Origin of the sequence: Methanolinea mesophila, assembly GCF_017873855.1 — an archaeon.
Classification (GTDB): domain Archaea; phylum Halobacteriota; class Methanomicrobia; order Methanomicrobiales; family Methanospirillaceae; genus Methanolinea_B; species Methanolinea_B mesophila.
This window is the reverse complement of the sequence record NZ_JAGGKR010000001.1, coordinates 2,365,434-2,380,242: the sequence shown is the minus strand read 5'-3', so window position 1 is coordinate 2,380,242 and position 14,809 is coordinate 2,365,434. Positions and strand designations below refer to the sequence as shown.

Sequence of the window (14,809 nt, the reverse complement as noted above, 5' to 3'; positions counted from 1 at the left end):
GGGGTTTCCTCGGCTGCAGGGGTTTCCTCGGCTGCAGGGGTTTCCTCGGCTGCAGGGGTTTCCTCGGCTGCAGGGGTTTCCTCGGCTGCAGGGGTTTCCTCGGCTGCAGGGGTCTCCTCGGCTGCAGGGGTTTCCTCGGCTGCAGGGGTTTCCTCGGCTGCAGGGGTTTCCTCGGCTGCAGGGGTTTCCTCTATGACCGTAGTAATCTCTGGAACAGGAGTGGTCTCGACCGACGTCGTTGTCACAGTAGGAGTGACCTCGGCAGCTGGTGATCCTTCCCCGCGGGCTGCGCCAAGAACAGGGCTTACCAACAGAAAGATGCACAATACCAGCACAACGGCAAGATAAACCGTATGATAATTCTTTTCATGTTTGGATCTTCTCACGCTCATCAGGGCACCTCGGAATCCGGATTCCAATGAATGCAGTTTATCGATTTTACATTCCCGGTTTTCTATTTCAGGCATTTTTATTCAGCCGGAAATCCGGGAACATATTGAATAAATGCTGGACAGTATGAACAGTACTATATAAACTAATTGATTTTACTCTGAGAGGTGAGGTAATAATCATACTACTAAGAGACTCGCAGAGGGAGACCTGTGCGCGAGGAGCTATTTCACCAAAAATATTTTATAGTATAATTGTAGCAATGATACGTCAATGCCGTGATGCCCATGCCTTTCGCGGGCTATCCCACCTTCTCTAACATCAGATTCTGGGGGCGAAAATGTCAGGTTACAGAGGAGTTCTCTCTTAACGAGGCCTAATCCTTAACATTTAATGTATCCTGAACTCTCCAGGGCACCTCTCATGCGGACCCTGATACATTACATCTGCCTGTTTTCCCGTTCCCTGAGACGTTTCGGTGTGCTGTTCATCCCCCCGATATCAGCGAGGTCCTGTTCATCCACCCAGCCGCTTTTCACACCTTCCCGGGCATCGAACTGGCGGATATAGGGTTTGATATCCAGAAGGGGGGTTCCGTCCAGGATGTCAACCCCGGTAACCTCAAGGACATTTCCACTTACGCGGGTGAGCCCGACAATGGAAAGCCCGATCGGGTTCGGCCTGTTGAAATGCCGAATGGCAAAGATCCCCCGTTCCTCACCGTCGTCAAGGAACGGTTTTCTGATAAGGGCAGTGCCGGTGGCCCGGTCGAAATGATAGAGCAGGTAGAGGTGGGTAAATTGATCGATATCCTTCAATCCCTCTGAAAATTCCGGGAATACTTCTACCAGTCCGGGAGAAGGGGTAAAAATTCCCTGAACTGGAGTGTTTTCGTGTTCCGTGTGGTCAGAACGGATGATCCCGATCGGGTGATAGGCTATCGTCCTGTTTTTCCAGATTTCACGATATTCTTCATATGATTCCATGGAGTTCTCCGTGATCCCTCGGGATTTCCCGGCTTCATTTATTACAGCTCTTAATGAACCCTGATATCATGTAATTTTCGTATTTGCCGAAACGCCAGGGCCAGGATCGTCTCCGATTGTCAGTGTTGACATACCTTTTATTTCCAGCTCTCACCGATCCACTGGTTCTTTATCCGGGTGTCGTCAATACTCTGGTGAATGCGAACCGACAGGCACCAGTACTTCCTTGATCTCGCGTTCCGTTGCGCCCACCAGGGGACCTGTCTTCGGCGTAATTTTGGAGCGATAATCGTCGACGAATTCCAGACCATCGTCTCGACCGGGTATACGGGCGCTCCGCGGAAACAGATGGACTGCACGGAGCTCGCCACCTGCTGGCGTAAAGAGCACAACATCCCGTCGGGCTCAAATTACGAGCGGTGCAGGAGTGTCCATGCCGAGATGAACGCCCTGATCCAGGCCGGGAAACAGGCCCGGGGCTGCACGCTTTATCTTGCCGGCTTTGAGGTCGGAACCGGGGATTTGACACAGATATGGCCCTGTTTTCTTTGCTCCAAGATGATCGTGAACTCCGGGATCCGGAACGTAATCATGAGAACCAGCGAAAGCGAATACCGGGAGATGGATCCGATGGTGCTTTACCAGATGCGGAGCAGAGAGGCCCTGGGGACGGATAAGTCATAGAAGTGTGTCACCAGCCGGGTACCGGCAGTATCGCTGACCTTCCCGAACTCTCCTTCCATGTGCCGTGAATTATAAGGAATATCTTAAATACTTCCGAAAAGATTCTCCTGCACCTGATTTACATGGTTGAAGAACTGACGGTTGTCGAGATGAATATCTGCCACCTGAAATGGGGCGGATTTGCATTCCTTGGAATACTCGGAGTGATATTCGGGATCCTTATGATCCTGTTCCCGGAAGTGACCGCGACGGTCGTCGTGGTGCTATTCGGAGTGATCATACTCATCCTTTCGCTGCTGGCACTTATCGCAGCGCTCATGAGTCCTGCCGGGGCTCCCCGTTCAGGCCTCCTGCTCCTCGCGGCGGTGATCGGGTTCATATTCGGTATCGCATCTTTCATCGTCCCGCAGGTCATTGCCGTGATAATTACAGAGATCATTGCCATCATCCTGTTCATCATCGGCATTCTCTACCTCCTCTGGGCAGCGACGGAGAAAACCGTACCCCATCGCTGGGTACAGGTGCTGATAGGAATTCTCTCGTTTATCTTCGCGATCCTCTTCATGGTATACCCGCTATTTGGCGCAGTTATCCTTCTCGGATATCTCGTGGGAATCTACTTCATCATCTATGGGATCCTCAGCCTGGTTGCGGCGTATGTCATTCATCGCCTGCAGAAGGGGTGCGTAACCCGGCCGGAACAATAATCTTTTTTCGAACCTGCTCTCCCTGTGGGATGTGTTAATACCAGGATATGTGAATTTTAACCGCGTACATTTCGAAAATAACAAATAATTACGACCTTTATACTGTGAATACCGGATTCCCGGGAATGCCCCGGCAGGGAGGTCCTGTAAACAGATGGGAAACGTGCTGATAACACCGTTGAACTGGGGCCTCGGACATGCGGCGAGGGACATCCCAATCATTCGCGAACTTCTTCGCAAGGGTCACGAGGTTACCATCGGAGCCTGCGGTAATGCCTACACTCTCCTTGAACGGGAGTTCCCGACCTGCAGGTTCCTGCATTTCGAAGACTATCCCCTTCCCTACAACCGCGGACGGTTCTTTTTTCCTACCTTTACCGCCCACCTGCCCAGGCTGATACAAAGTCTTGCAGACGAGCGCAGGACGCTTGCGGGAATTCTATCAAAAGACCACTACGACCTAATTATCAGTGATTCCCGTCCGGGAGTCTTTTCCGCGGATATTCCGTCCGTTCACATCACGCACCAGATCCATCAGAGCCTGCCGCTCCTGTTCTGGCCTGCGGAGCTCATCGGGATCCGGGTGAACACAAACGCATTCCGGAGATACGACGCGGTCATTATCCCGGATAACCCTCCAGGTGACCTTTCCCTGGGAGGAAAATTATCCCGGACTTATTTCAGGCGAAAAAAACCCGAATTCTGGTATGCAGGCATCATAGCATCGGTTGACAGGAAAAAATCCGATAAAGACATCGATATCCTGGCGCTGATATCCGGAATGGAACCTCAACGGACTGCACTGGAAAAGATCCTCCTTGAGCAGGTTCCCCTTCTCCCCGGGAAGAAGGTAATTCTCCTTGGAACACCCGGATCGAACCGGGAGGTCCCCGGCGACGACAACACCGCGGTATTTTCCTACGTGCCAAACCATGAAAAAACAGCGCTCATGTCCCGTGCGAAATTTATTATCTGCCGGTCCGGCTACACCACCATGATGGATCTTGCGGAACTGCAGTTGAAGAATGGTTTGTTCATCCCCACACCCGGCCAGTGGGAACAGGAATACCTCTCGTCGTATTACCGTAATAAAAAGTGGTTCTATTCGAGGAGCCAGTACCGCCTGAAGCTCGAAAGAGATATCGACCGTGCCCGGAATTATTCGGGATTTCCGGAGATGCCATCAACAGATCTGAATATCGCCCGTCTCTATGAACATCTGCTTTCGAGGTACCTGGAATAATGTCGCCCGATATGACACAGGATACTCCGGATAGGGGGCCCATATCATGAAGTGGAGAGAAGAACCGGTAGATTCCCTCGTACTGACCTGGACATTCGGTACACTTCTTGCCTATGCCGCGATAATTGCCTTCGTGAGCTGGATGACGTTCCAGTCGGTTCTGTTGGTCCAGGCATATTTTTCCGGCAATTTCAGTTACATTGAGTGGAAACTCACCCGGTATCTTATCCTCGCCACAGGATATTTCGGACTGGGACTCGTTTTGCGAAAGGCCGGGATTATCTAATGCAATTCTGATAACCCGGGCGTTCCCCGTGCTGCCCGTGACCGGCCTGACCAGGTCTTCCCGGATTCCCGGTTTCGATCGGTCTTCCGCCGGTCTTCAGGGAAAACTATTCGGGGGGTCTCGTTTTTTCCAGAAACCTGATATAGACCATCGAACGTGTATCTACTTTATGCCAGACTCATCCGTTTCGATCGTGATCCCCCGGTCCATTGCCTCCCTTCTCGAGGAGGAGGCGAACCGGAGGGGTATCGCCGATATCACCACCCTGGCCTGCGGAATACTCTCATCTCATTTCGCCCGCGGGGGCGAGCTGTCCCTCTGGGAAAAATGCGACCAGCAGGAATACCTCAAACTGAGAATAGAGAGCCTTTTGGCGGCACTCAAGCGAAAAGATCAGGAGATATCGGCACTTCTCGAGTTATGGCATGTCCGTCTGGGAAAAGAAGGTGAAACCCTTGCGCCGGATGAGAAAAAAATGATGGAGAAGAAAATATCTGAGATCCAGCACGACTGGTATCTCGACGTGGAGAGGCGTGACTTTTCCGGGGCTGATACGAACGACGAGATCCCGTCGTCTGGTGAAGACCCCGCGACGGCTACGGATATCCCTGCCGGCCGGGAGCTCTGAGAGAATATGGAGATCTCCACACTTATCCAACCGGTATCGATCGGTATCGAGGTAATCCTGGTCATACTCGGGTTAGCCATTGCGGTGCGGAAAAAAAGATGCTACGGCTGGTATATCGCGCTCACGTTCGGGATATACGTAGTATATGATTCGGCGCATTTAATCGGGGTTCAGGTTTCCCAGAATGTTCTGTCGGGGATATTTTTCATCGCCACGCTCTCAATCCTGATCGGTATCTGGAAGATTTATTCCGAACCGGATTCCACTGTCACGGGTTGTAACCGCGGGAAAGAGGGGCAATGAGCTGATGGCGGCGAACCGGTGGACCTGTCCCGACATATCCTGCGTACTGGAGCGCTGCCGGGAGAACAACGGGGAGAATATACGATGCATCCTCCACATCTTCGGCCCTCCGAGTGCGGACCACGTGGTCCAGGAGGCGCTGGCCGGCAATTACCGTTCGCTGACAGACACTATCGCAGCCGGGAAACTCTCCGCCTCGATATCGATCAAACCCACTCCTTTCGGGCTGATGTCCGATTATCCCGGGGCCGAGCGGATCATCCTGGATCTTGCCGAATATGCCGCGGGAGCCTCGGTGCCATTCGAGATGGATATGGAGGGAAGAGGGACCGTGGACAGGACGCTCCGGGTCGCGGTCTCCTGTCGCGATGCCGGATTTCCTGTGACCCTGGCGGTGCAGGCCAACCTCGACCGGACCGCTGATGACCTCGCCCTTCTCCATTCTCACGGGATCGTTCCCAGGATCGTGAAAGGGACCTATCCAGGCGATGTAAAGGATTTCACGGCCATCCAGAAGAGGATGAGAACTCTCATCGAAGACATAATCGAACGGGGGGGGCGGGTCCAGGCCGGGACCCATGACCCCGATCTTATCGCCTGGATCGAGGAGCATTTCGAAGCGGACCGGGACCGGATCGAGTTCGGTTTCCTGATGGGACTGGCGGACCGGACCAGGATCAGGCTTGCCGGTCAGGGCTGGGCGGTCAGTGAATATATCCCATTCGGCGACGACAGGGGGGCGTACGTTACCCGCAGGGAACGTTACCTGAGGGAACTGCATGAAATTTCCAGGGCTCCCGTCCCCTGAACCGGTGCGCCCGGGTCTGTAAGACCTGGTTGCGAAACGGGGCAGGGCGTCCTATTGTCTAAATCTCCCCAAATCGCCTTAATTTCCGCCTGAGTGCACATCAAAGAGGGCGAAAAAGTGCAGGGAATACCCGGATGCATACATAAGCCCCGAAAAGTACCCGGAATCCCCCATTCTGCGGTTCCCCGGTAGGATTGTCTATAAATTACAGGGTTCTTGAGTATCCTGCGGTGATCGCCGCCTCCTTCACCGCCTTCGCAATTGTGGTGGTCACGCCCTTGTCGAGGACCGCGGGCATGATGTGCTCCCTGTTGGGCCTTACGACAAAATTCGCCATGGCATGTGCCGCAGCCACCTTCATCTCGTCGGAAATCCGGGTCGCATACGCGTCCAGGGCTCCCCTGAATACCCCAGGGAACGCCAGTGCATTGTTGATCTGGTTCGGATAGTCGCTCCTTCCGGTGCCGACAATGTATGCTCCCCCGCGTTTTGCGTCCTCCGGGAGGATCTCGGGTACGGGATTGGCCATTGCGAATACGATGGGCCTTTCGTTCATGGATCTGATCATATCCGGAGAAAGGACCCCGGGACCTGAGACCCCGATCACTGCATCCGCACCCTCGAGGGCGTCTGCGATCGAACCCGTTTTTCCCGATCTGTTGGTCTCGTCGGCAAGGATAAATTTGTACTTATTGTCGTACAGCCCTTTCCGGTTCCTGTGGATGATACCCCTGGTATCGCAGACCACGATCTCCCTGACCGGGGAGCAGACGTCGGGGTTATAGCCGATACAGCGTAGCAGTCTCGAGATGGCATACCCGGCCGCACCCGCCCCGATGATCACCACCCTGAGATCGTCGAACTCCTTACCGGTTACCCTGCAGGCATTGAGGAGGGCGGCGAGGACCGTGATGGCGGTTCCGTGCTGATCGTCGTGCATCACCGGGATCCCGATGTCCTGGAGGGCCTCCTCCACCTCGAAGCATTTGGGAGCGGCGATATCCTCCAGATTTATCCCCCCGAATACCGGGGCGATGTTCCTGACCTCTTCGACGAAATCCGAGTGGTAATTCTCGAAACATATGGGAAATGCATCGATTCCTGCGAACTTCTTGAACAGTACCGCCTTGCCTTCCATCACCGGGATCGCGGCGTATCCCCCGATGTTGCCCAGGCCGAGGACGGCCGAACCGTCGGTAACGATCGCCACCGAGTTCCCTTTCAGGGTATAACGATAGGCCAGGTCCTTGTTCTTCTGGATTGCCCTGCAGACCTCGGCCACTCCCGGCGTGTACGCACGGGAAAGGTCCCGCCGGGTCTCGAGCGGGACTTTTGACCGTATCTCGAGTTTTCCCCGGTGTTCTTCATGAAGGGCCAGGGCTTCCTGGTAGATTGCGTTATGGTCAGTCTCCTCCTCGCTCATCACAGTCTCTCCTTCCTTCACATCTGCCGGGGGAATCATGAGCATTGCGGTCCCCCTCCACGTTCCTTTTATGATCATCGGGTACAGATTTTACAGGGTGACGCTTCGCTCGCTCTCCTTCGGTTTTATATTCGCCTTCGCGCTCGTTCTCGCCCTGGCCTGTACGGGATGCACCACCACGTTCTCTTCCGGGGAAGGGAAGCCAGGAGACCCGGTTCCCGGGATGCGATACCATGCAGTCGTCACCAATGTGGTGGATGGGGATACTCTCGATGTGCAGTTCCCCGGAGGAACTACCGAGCGGGTCCGGATACTTGGAGTGGACACCCCGGAAACGACCGTGGGAGCCAATAGCGGCGGAGAATACGGGAACATCGACGACACCGTCCTCCTTGCCGAATGGGGGGGTTATGCCGGTTGTTACACCAGGGCTTTCCTGGACGGAAGGGAGATCGTCCTGGAAGTCGATCGGTCTGCAGGTACGAGGGACCGGTACGGACGCGTCCTCGCCTATGTTACTTCACCGGACGGCAGCGACTTCGGGGCACTTCTTCTCCGCGAAGGCCTTGCCCGGGCGTATACCGCAGAGAACTTTTCGAGAAAGGACGAGTATATCAGGCTGGAACAGGCGGCCCGGGAAACCGGAACCGGGCTGTGGGCCGGCCTCCCCCCTGCGGCTCCATGCGACATGCAGGTGAGTAAACCCGCTCTTTCCCCGGAACAATTACAGAACTCTCACCCGGCTCCTGCTCCGGATCTGATACCCGACCCTCCGGCAGGCCCGGCGGGTCCCTGCATCCAGGAGGTGGTCTATGATCCCCCCGGTGACGACCGGGAAGATCCGAACGGCGAATACATCATTATTTCCAATGCAGGGCCGGAAACGGTAGATCTCGGGGGCTGGATGATCCGTGAGGGCGGAGGAGTCGCCTTCACCTTCCCCCGGATTCCGATCCTTCCCGGGGACACGATAACCCTTCACCCCGGAAAGGGGACCGGGAACAGCACCTCAGTCTACTGGAACCATACCTCCCCGCTCCTCAACAACGATCGCGATACGGTCACCCTCCTCGACCCCTCGGGAATGGTCGTCAGCACGTTCACCTGGGGAAAGTAATCACCCTGCCGGATCCTCCAAAGAAAGATCTTCGGACCATGTCCCCGGAATATTAACCGGCGGCTTCCCGGGCCCGGTCAAGCGCGAAGCGTACCTCGATCCAGGCCTTCTCCAGGAGCTGACGGTAGTAGCCGGTATCAAAGCAGGTGGCATTCCAGTCGAGCGCCACCCTCCATTTCCGGGCATCCGTGACGACATACCCGATCTCCATCCCGGGCTCCAGATCGATCCCGGCCTCCTGACAGGCCCGGACCGCCGAACCTTCGGGAGAACTCCGGGTGTAGTTCAGGCGGCTTACCTGCCGGCGGATCGCCAACTCCCTGGGATCCGCATAGGGAAGCGCCTCCCGTGCCTCCCGGTAGCGCCGGGCAGCGTCCTCCTGCAGGGCCGCCATCTCACGGGGACTTCCGGCACGGCCCAGCAGGTCCAGGAGATCCTTCTGGAACTCCCGCACGTAGGCCGGGGTATCCCTCCGGCGGGCTGCAATGCCCCGCACCTTCACCTCCCCGTTGTCAAGTCTGCCGTAGTAACGATTGTACGCCCCGAACCCGTCAGGCATGGGAAGGAACACCAGCCAGTCATAGGTCTCCAGCGTCGTATGGAGTCCCGTCTCCTGCTCGATACGCGCCTTGAGGTCCGGGACCCGTCCTTCTCCCTGGAGCCAGAGGCAGTCCACGATCCCGTGGAGCACGGAAAAACCCGCCTGCTCGGCGAGGTCCCGCGACTCGAGCAGGATCTCCCGGGCATGGCCGGTGATCAGCTCATGCACCTCGATCCGGCCGAACTTGGCATTTTTATACCCCGTGTACCCGAAGCAGGTGACCAGCATCCATTTCAGGAGGGAGTCTATCCCCGCAAGCGCGGGCTCGACCTCCTTTCTCCGCTTGGTCTCCAGACGCATGGCGAGGAGGGGGCGGAGCACCCGGGGAAGAAATCCCTCCTGTCCCGGATGATCGAGCGTCTCGGGGGAGAGGTTGTACTTGACGATCACCGCGGGATACAGGGATGAGAAATCGATCTGGTATACCGTCCCGTAAAGGCCGGGGACGGGCTGGAACATCATCCCTCCCCGGTCGCACGCCCGCAGTTCGTCGAACCTCCTCACCCTCTCCGGGTCGCTCTTCCGGTAGGGTACCGCGATCCCCTCCTGCAGGGCCTCGTAGACCTCGTAGGTGGATATGAGCGTCCCCGACGTGTAGCGGGCGGCCATATTGGGCGAGAGCCCGGTAAGCCGGGACCCGAGAAGGATCCCGGAGAGCCCCCCCTCCCGGTAGTTGAAGCTCTGCCGGGTATCGATGAGCACCCGCCCGTCGGGGATCAGGGCCCCTACCCGGAACTCCGTCCTCCCGTAGCTCATGTACGACTTGCCGTCGAGCCTCCTGAACCGGCCGGTCCTGGTGAACGGCGGGTCGAGCCCCGCCTTCCGGCATCCCGCGACCAGCCGGGGCATCCACACGTCGGCAAGGGGGAAGAGGACCACGTCCGGGTCGGAAGATGCCACCAGATCCGCCAGGTCCGACAGCACCGCAGGTTCGCTCCCGGAGAGCTGCTCGGTACGGTCGTGCCGCACCCTGACCCGGGTGACCGGACCCTTCCCGAAGGGGTTCTCCTCCACTGTGACCTCCATCGTCCGCAGCGGCAGCGAAAACGTGGTGGAGAACCGGGATTCTCCTTCCTCCCCGCAGGGAAAAATTCCCTGTTCGGCCAGGTACCGCTGGTCGTAGCGCAGGTCGGCATTGAAGATCTGGGCCGCGTACCCGGTCTGGCGCTCGATGGCGTCGGCCGCCTCCCTCCCTGCCCGGACGTGGTACCCGGAGAGCTCCCCGTAGACCGTGCGGATGACGCACTCCTCCGCCCCGAACTGCTCCCCGAGTGCCTCCAGGATCTCCCAGTACTGGTGCGGGTCCGGGAAGTGCAGGTAAAAGCCCGGTTCATAGGGCACCTTCCTCCGGCGGACCACCCCCTCCCGTTCTTTCTCCCAGATCTCCACGCACCCGTCCCGGTAGCAGGTATCAATGATCCACATGCCGCCGGTCCTGCTCTTTCAGGAGCTCGATCAGCACGGAGAAACAGACCGCTTCCAGTGGGTCGTCGAAGGCGTAGAACGCCTCGCTCGAGTGTTTCTTCGCCATCTCCACCACCCTGAGGGCAATTACCTGGTCCTCTTCCCGGAGCGCCTTCGCCGCACGGGTCCACCGCTCGGTGATCTCCTTCGCGCCCATCCGCACGCTCATGAAACTGCGCCCCATCTACCGACACCCCGTCCCGTACCCCTCAAGGGTGGTCTGTTCACGCGGAGCACCGCCGGGATACCTGATGCGGGGCCGGTGCGGGGCCCCCCGTCCGGCGCCCGGTCCCGCCCCCGGGGCCAGGTAAAAGACCCGGCTCGCGAACCGTGTCATCTTCTCGAAGGACTGGTCCGGCCGGGGAGTGTAGAGGACGACCAGCGCCCGTTCTCCCGCCTCCTTGAGCGCGTGCCCCACCTGTTCGGCAAGTTCCTCCGCTCCGTCGTAGAGGGAGGGATCATGCTCCACGAAGAGAATGGTATGGTACGATTCCCGCAGGATCTGCAGGAGCTGGAACGCGGTGAACGCCCTCCTCACCTCGATGTTGACCGACCGCCGGTTGATGCCGGAGAGGAGTCGGGAGTAGTTCCCGCTCACGTAGAGGAAGAGGAAGCGCTGCAGCACCCGGTTGTCGTTGATACCGGCAAGTATCGCCTCCTCCGGCGCGATGACCGCGTTGAAGGTGCCGGTTTGCAGGGTGATCGCAGGGTGCAGATCAAATTCCATGAAGAGCAGTTGCACCCGTCCGGTCAAAAGGGTGGAGAGAGTGCAGGGTGAAAGTGTGATCGCAGTAATTTTTTTAGAGAACTAAATCGGTTAATTTTTAAAAATATCGTTAAATATTTCTTTTTTTTCCTGGCTGCCCCGCACCCGGTCGCTTCCGCTTCCGGTCGGAACCCGGATGGATGAGCGGGTTTAAAGGGACGGGGCAGTCTCTTCTTCGGCGCACCAGCCTCTGGTGCAGGTGCAAAAAACCGGATCCTTTTTATCCATGAATGTATAAAATTATACATTAGAGAAGTTAAATGTTCAAGTGAGAACACCATGATAGTATCCAACTCGTATCCTGGACAGAGAACCCGGCTTTTTGCAGCCGGCAGCAGGCAAATTTTCCTGCGTACCGTCCGGGGTCCTGTTTTCCATAAGCCGCGCTGGTGAATTCTTCTCTGAAATTTATTGTCAGTGTAACTTGTGAGAATATGCTTTGTATGATGTGAAACCCATGAAGTCAAGAGATATTGCGATAGTTGGAATCCTGCTGGCGGTCGGAGCCATCCTCCGTTATTTCCTCGCCATGCTGCACACGCCGATGACCCCGAACATGGTGATCGCCTTTTACTGTCTGGCAATCATCCTCGTCCGTCCGAAAGTGTACGAAGCTCTGGGCATAGGGATCGTGGCGGGAATTTTATCCATGCTGATCACCAGTTCCATCTTCCCGCCGGGAAACCTGGTGAGCGAGCCGATTGGCGCCCTGGTATGCTTCGGCGTGTATGCGCTGCTCCGTGGCAGGCTTATCGGAGCAGAAGGGATCACTACGTTCATCGCCACCATAGCGAGCGGCCTGACCTTCGCGTTCATCGCCATCTTTATCGTATCGCAGCCGCTGCTGATGAAATACCCGACAATGGGCGGTGTAGAAAGCATCTTCGTCCTGGTCTTCGTACCTATTGTGGTGATCACCGCGATCTTCAACGCGATAATCGTCCAGATCCTCTACTTCCCTGCGAACCGGGTACTGGTACGCGGGCCTGAAAAGGGAGCGATGCGGGGATCCGCAGGCGATACAACACGAGGAGCCGAATGATAGAACTCGATGACGTAAGTTATTCCTATCCTCAAACAGGGAAAAGTGCGGTCGAGCACCTCTCCCTCTCCCTTTCTCCCGGTACGTGCGTACTGGTGACCGGGCCTTCGGGTGCCGGCAAGACGACGCTCTGCTTTGCTGCGTCCGGGATACTCGACCACGAGTATGGCGGGAAGATTTCCGGGAGAATTCGTATCGGTGGAAAGGACGTGTGGGAATACCATGACCTGACAGAGATATCCTCCCAGGTGGGGATGGTCTTCGACGACCCCGATGCCCAGCTGATCTTCACGACCGTCGAGGAGGAGATCCTCTCCGCACTGGAACGAAAAAATCTCTCCGGTGACGAGATCGAGTCGCGGCTCTCGCAGGTGATGGACCTCACGCGCCTGACCGAGCTGAAAGACCGGGCCCCTCACAACCTCTCCGGCGGGCAGAAACAGCGCGTGGTACTCGCGGCGACGCTGGCACTCGGGAACGATATCCTTATTCTCGATGAGCCCACCTCGGAGTTGGACGAGCACGGGACTTCAAGTATCGTGGAAATTCTGAGAGACCTGAAGAGCAGGGGCAAGACCATCATCCTGGTCGAGCACAAATTCTCCCGGATGCGCGAGCTTGCGGATCTCCTGGTCATCATGGAGGAGGGCAGCATCCGTTATTCAGGACCCCCTGACGAGGCCCTCGCGGACGACCACTTCCGATCGATCCTCATTCCCGATTACGAAGGAGTCAGGGAACAGCCCGCAAAAGCAATTCCGGCAGAAACGACTCCTGTCATCTCTGTCCGTGGGCTGCACCACTTCTACGGTGAGATCCCGGCCCTCCTGGGTATAGACCTGGACATCTTCCCGGGCGAGTTCCTTGCCATCGTAGGAGAAAACGGGTCCGGCAAGACCACCCTGATAAAACATTTTGTCGGGCTCCTCAGGCCGGGATCGGGAACCGTAGTGGTAAACGGGCATAATGCCGCCAGTGTCCCGATTGCGACCCTGGCCCACTCGGTAGGCCTGGTGTTCCAGAACCCGGACCACATGTTCTTCGCCAATTCCGTGCGGGAAGAAGTGGCATTCGGTGCCAAAAACATGGGAATCACGGACAGTGATGCTGCAGTCACACTCGCGCTATCAGAGGCGAGGCTCGAGCACACCGGGGAACTGTATCCCCGGTGGCTCTCACGGGGCGAGCGGCAGCGGCTTGCTATAGCGTGTGTCCGGGCAATGCAGACGCCGGTAATCGTGCTCGATGAACCAACTACGGGGCTCGACGGCAACGAAGCCCGTGAGGTCATGGAGATCCTGCACCAGCTCCAGCGGGAAGGCCGTACCATAATTATCGTCACCCACAGCAAAGCGATCGCGAACCAGTGTGCCGACCGAGTGATTACCATGGACCACGGGAGGATCGTCTCCGATACCGGGCGCGGGGAGTGCGGGCCATGACCGAGATCCTCCAGTATGTACATAAGGATACGCTGTTCCACAGGCTGCATCCCGGTACAAAGATCCTCTTCGTCCTTGTAGTCAGCATCTTTGCCATCTTTTCGGCCGAAATCCTGGCACTCGTCGCCATATTCCTGGGAATCATTATCCTGGCCTGGATCAGCCGCCTCCATCGGGAACTTTTCCAGCAGATGACCCTGATCATCGTGATGAGTGCGGTCCTGATCCTGATCACCGTGTTTACGATGCCTGCCGGTCCGGTCATCGGCTACCTCGTACCCCCCGGAGTACCGGTGATAGGCGGGAGCCTTCCCGTCACCATCGGGGGCCTTCTGTATGGAGTCGTCCTGACCCTGCGGTTTGCCATCCTGATAACCGCGGTCCAGCTCTTTGTCATATCCACCCAGCCCCGTGACCTGGTACACGCGATGGAGCGGGTCAGGGTCCCGCCGGACTACACACTGATGTTCATCATCGCGCTGAGATTCATCCCCACCCTCCAGATAGAGGGGAAAAGGATTCACGAGGCCCAGCTGGCCAGGGGCTACAACCCCGGCCAGGGTTTCGTGGGGAGAATACGGAGCGTTGCACCGGTGCTGATCCCCCTTGTCTCCAATGCCCTTGCCCGGTCCAACGTGATGGGCCTGACCATCGATCTCCGCGGCTACCGGACGAAAATCCTCCGCAGGCACCGGGAGATGGTCATGGGGCGACTGGACCATGCAGCCATCGCCATGCTCCTCGTATTCTCTGTGGTATACGGGGCTGTGCTGGTGATGACTTTCACCGGCGTCATGACCCCGGTCATATGAAGCGGAACTGACAATCTTCTTTCAGGGAAAATAAAGTGAGATCCCGGATCTCACACTATTTTCGTGTGTCGTGTCACTTCGCCCCTTACCTGCCGGCGACCATTTTT

Annotated in this window: 17 protein-coding genes; 11 read left to right on the top strand and 6 right to left on the bottom strand. The window is 57.0% G+C overall.

Going from position 1 to position 14,809, the window contains the following annotated elements:
• Both J2741_RS11480 and tsaA read right to left on the bottom strand, forming a co-directional pair.
• Positions 1-392: hypothetical protein (locus J2741_RS11480; protein ID WP_209675381.1), on the bottom strand; the 392-nt coding region annotated here is incomplete at its 3' end.
• A 438-nt stretch (positions 393-830) separates the two neighbouring features.
• Complete coding sequence (gene tsaA / locus J2741_RS11475) at positions 831-1,376, bottom strand: tRNA (N6-threonylcarbamoyladenosine(37)-N6)-methyltransferase TrmO (protein ID WP_209675380.1); 546 nt, start codon at positions 1,374-1,376, stop codon at positions 831-833.
• 198 nt (positions 1,377-1,574) lie between these two features.
• On the opposite strand from tsaA, the gene J2741_RS11470 reads away from it, so the two are divergent.
• The 7 genes from J2741_RS11470 (at position 1,575) to J2741_RS11440 (ending at position 6,035) form a co-directional block, all read left to right on the top strand.
• The gene (locus J2741_RS11470; protein ID WP_209675379.1) at positions 1,575-2,060 is read left to right on the top strand and encodes a deoxycytidylate deaminase; all 486 of its coding nucleotides are present in this window, start codon (positions 1,575-1,577) and stop codon (positions 2,058-2,060) included.
• A gap of 122 nt (positions 2,061-2,182) precedes the next feature.
• Positions 2,183-2,767 carry an HdeD family acid-resistance protein gene (locus J2741_RS11465; RefSeq protein WP_209675378.1) on the top strand — a complete coding sequence of 195 codons (585 nt, stop codon included), beginning with the start codon at positions 2,183-2,185 and terminating at the stop codon, positions 2,765-2,767.
• Between the two features lie 154 nt (positions 2,768-2,921).
• Positions 2,922-4,010, top strand: coding sequence for a glycosyltransferase (locus J2741_RS11460; RefSeq protein WP_209675377.1), 1,089 nt, complete (start codon positions 2,922-2,924; stop codon positions 4,008-4,010).
• 46 nt (positions 4,011-4,056) lie between these two features.
• Entirely contained in the window at positions 4,057-4,296 is a 240-nt protein-coding gene (locus tag J2741_RS11455; protein ID WP_209675376.1) for a hypothetical protein, read from the top strand.
• Positions 4,297-4,465: 169 nt separating this feature from the next.
• On the top strand, positions 4,466-4,924 hold the full coding sequence (locus tag J2741_RS11450; RefSeq protein ID WP_209675375.1) for a hypothetical protein: 459 nt from the start codon (positions 4,466-4,468) through the stop codon (positions 4,922-4,924).
• Positions 4,925-4,930: 6 nt separating this feature from the next.
• Complete coding sequence (locus tag J2741_RS11445) at positions 4,931-5,227, top strand: hypothetical protein (RefSeq protein WP_209675374.1); 297 nt, start codon at positions 4,931-4,933, stop codon at positions 5,225-5,227.
• Between the two features lie 4 nt (positions 5,228-5,231).
• Positions 5,232-6,035: a hypothetical protein gene (locus tag J2741_RS11440; RefSeq protein ID WP_209675373.1), complete on the top strand. Its 804-nt coding sequence runs from the start codon at positions 5,232-5,234 to the stop codon at positions 6,033-6,035.
• A 205-nt stretch (positions 6,036-6,240) separates the two neighbouring features.
• On the opposite strand, the gene J2741_RS11435 is transcribed toward J2741_RS11440, so the two are convergent.
• Positions 6,241-7,497: an NADP-dependent malic enzyme gene (locus tag J2741_RS11435; protein WP_342452264.1), complete on the bottom strand. Its 1,257-nt coding sequence runs from the start codon at positions 7,495-7,497 to the stop codon at positions 6,241-6,243.
• Between J2741_RS11435 and J2741_RS11430 the strand changes: the two genes are divergently transcribed.
• Positions 7,496-8,575: a lamin tail domain-containing protein gene (locus J2741_RS11430; protein WP_209675372.1), complete on the top strand. Its 1,080-nt coding sequence runs from the start codon at positions 7,496-7,498 to the stop codon at positions 8,573-8,575. The two genes, J2741_RS11435 and J2741_RS11430, sit on opposite strands and share 2 nt — an antisense overlap.
• A 52-nt stretch (positions 8,576-8,627) precedes the next feature.
• On the opposite strand, the gene J2741_RS11425 is transcribed toward J2741_RS11430, so the two are convergent.
• The 3 genes from J2741_RS11425 to J2741_RS11415 are packed head-to-tail and all read right to left on the bottom strand — an operon-like array spanning position 8,628 to position 11,367.
• A complete protein-coding gene (locus J2741_RS11425) occupies positions 8,628-10,601 on the bottom strand; it encodes a type B DNA-directed DNA polymerase (RefSeq protein WP_209675371.1) in 1,974 nt (657 codons plus the stop codon).
• Positions 10,588-10,824, bottom strand: coding sequence for a hypothetical protein (locus J2741_RS11420; protein ID WP_209675370.1), 237 nt, complete (start codon positions 10,822-10,824; stop codon positions 10,588-10,590). The genes J2741_RS11425 and J2741_RS11420 overlap by 14 nt, the downstream gene beginning before the upstream one ends.
• Positions 10,825-11,367: a hypothetical protein gene (locus J2741_RS11415; protein ID WP_209675369.1), complete on the bottom strand. Its 543-nt coding sequence runs from the start codon at positions 11,365-11,367 to the stop codon at positions 10,825-10,827.
• A 496-nt stretch (positions 11,368-11,863) separates the two neighbouring features.
• Here J2741_RS11415 and J2741_RS12975 point away from each other — a divergent pair, with 496 nt between their 5' ends.
• From J2741_RS12975 to J2741_RS11405, 3 genes are read left to right on the top strand one after another with little or no spacing between them, the layout of a single operon-like run.
• A complete protein-coding gene (locus J2741_RS12975; protein WP_245249519.1) occupies positions 11,864-12,448 on the top strand; it encodes a tryptophan transporter in 585 nt (194 codons plus the stop codon).
• On the top strand, positions 12,445-13,890 hold the full coding sequence (locus J2741_RS11410) for an ABC transporter ATP-binding protein (RefSeq protein WP_245249518.1): 1,446 nt from the start codon (positions 12,445-12,447) through the stop codon (positions 13,888-13,890). The genes J2741_RS12975 and J2741_RS11410 overlap by 4 nt, the downstream gene beginning before the upstream one ends.
• On the top strand, positions 13,887-14,702 hold the full coding sequence (locus tag J2741_RS11405; RefSeq protein ID WP_209675368.1) for an energy-coupling factor transporter transmembrane component T family protein: 816 nt from the start codon (positions 13,887-13,889) through the stop codon (positions 14,700-14,702). The genes J2741_RS11410 and J2741_RS11405 overlap by 4 nt, the downstream gene beginning before the upstream one ends.
• The last annotated feature ends 107 nt before the right edge of the window (positions 14,703-14,809 follow it).

Coding starts and splice junctions, on each gene's coding strand:
- J2741_RS11435 (WP_342452264.1), bottom strand. CDS start 7,497: ATGATTCCCCCGGCAGATGTGAAGGAAGGAGAGACTGTGATGAGCGAG.
- J2741_RS11465 (WP_209675378.1), top strand. CDS start 2,183: ATGGTTGAAGAACTGACGGTTGTCGAGATGAATATCTGCCACCTGAAA.
- J2741_RS11420 (WP_209675370.1), bottom strand. CDS start 10,824: ATGGGGCGCAGTTTCATGAGCGTGCGGATGGGCGCGAAGGAGATCACC.
- J2741_RS11415 (WP_209675369.1), bottom strand. CDS start 11,367: ATGGAATTTGATCTGCACCCTGCGATCACCCTGCAAACCGGCACCTTC.
- J2741_RS11430 (WP_209675372.1), top strand. CDS start 7,496: ATGAGCATTGCGGTCCCCCTCCACGTTCCTTTTATGATCATCGGGTAC.
- J2741_RS12975 (WP_245249519.1), top strand. CDS start 11,864: ATGAAGTCAAGAGATATTGCGATAGTTGGAATCCTGCTGGCGGTCGGA.
- J2741_RS11460 (WP_209675377.1), top strand. CDS start 2,922: ATGGGAAACGTGCTGATAACACCGTTGAACTGGGGCCTCGGACATGCG.
- J2741_RS11450 (WP_209675375.1), top strand. CDS start 4,466: ATGCCAGACTCATCCGTTTCGATCGTGATCCCCCGGTCCATTGCCTCC.
- J2741_RS11425 (WP_209675371.1), bottom strand. CDS start 10,601: ATGTGGATCATTGATACCTGCTACCGGGACGGGTGCGTGGAGATCTGG.
- J2741_RS11410 (WP_245249518.1), top strand. CDS start 12,445: ATGATAGAACTCGATGACGTAAGTTATTCCTATCCTCAAACAGGGAAA.
- J2741_RS11445 (WP_209675374.1), top strand. CDS start 4,931: ATGGAGATCTCCACACTTATCCAACCGGTATCGATCGGTATCGAGGTA.
- tsaA (WP_209675380.1), bottom strand. CDS start 1,376: ATGGAATCATATGAAGAATATCGTGAAATCTGGAAAAACAGGACGATA.
- J2741_RS11470 (WP_209675379.1), top strand. CDS start 1,575: ATGCGAACCGACAGGCACCAGTACTTCCTTGATCTCGCGTTCCGTTGC.
- J2741_RS11455 (WP_209675376.1), top strand. CDS start 4,057: ATGAAGTGGAGAGAAGAACCGGTAGATTCCCTCGTACTGACCTGGACA.
- J2741_RS11405 (WP_209675368.1), top strand. CDS start 13,887: ATGACCGAGATCCTCCAGTATGTACATAAGGATACGCTGTTCCACAGG.
- J2741_RS11440 (WP_209675373.1), top strand. CDS start 5,232: ATGGCGGCGAACCGGTGGACCTGTCCCGACATATCCTGCGTACTGGAG.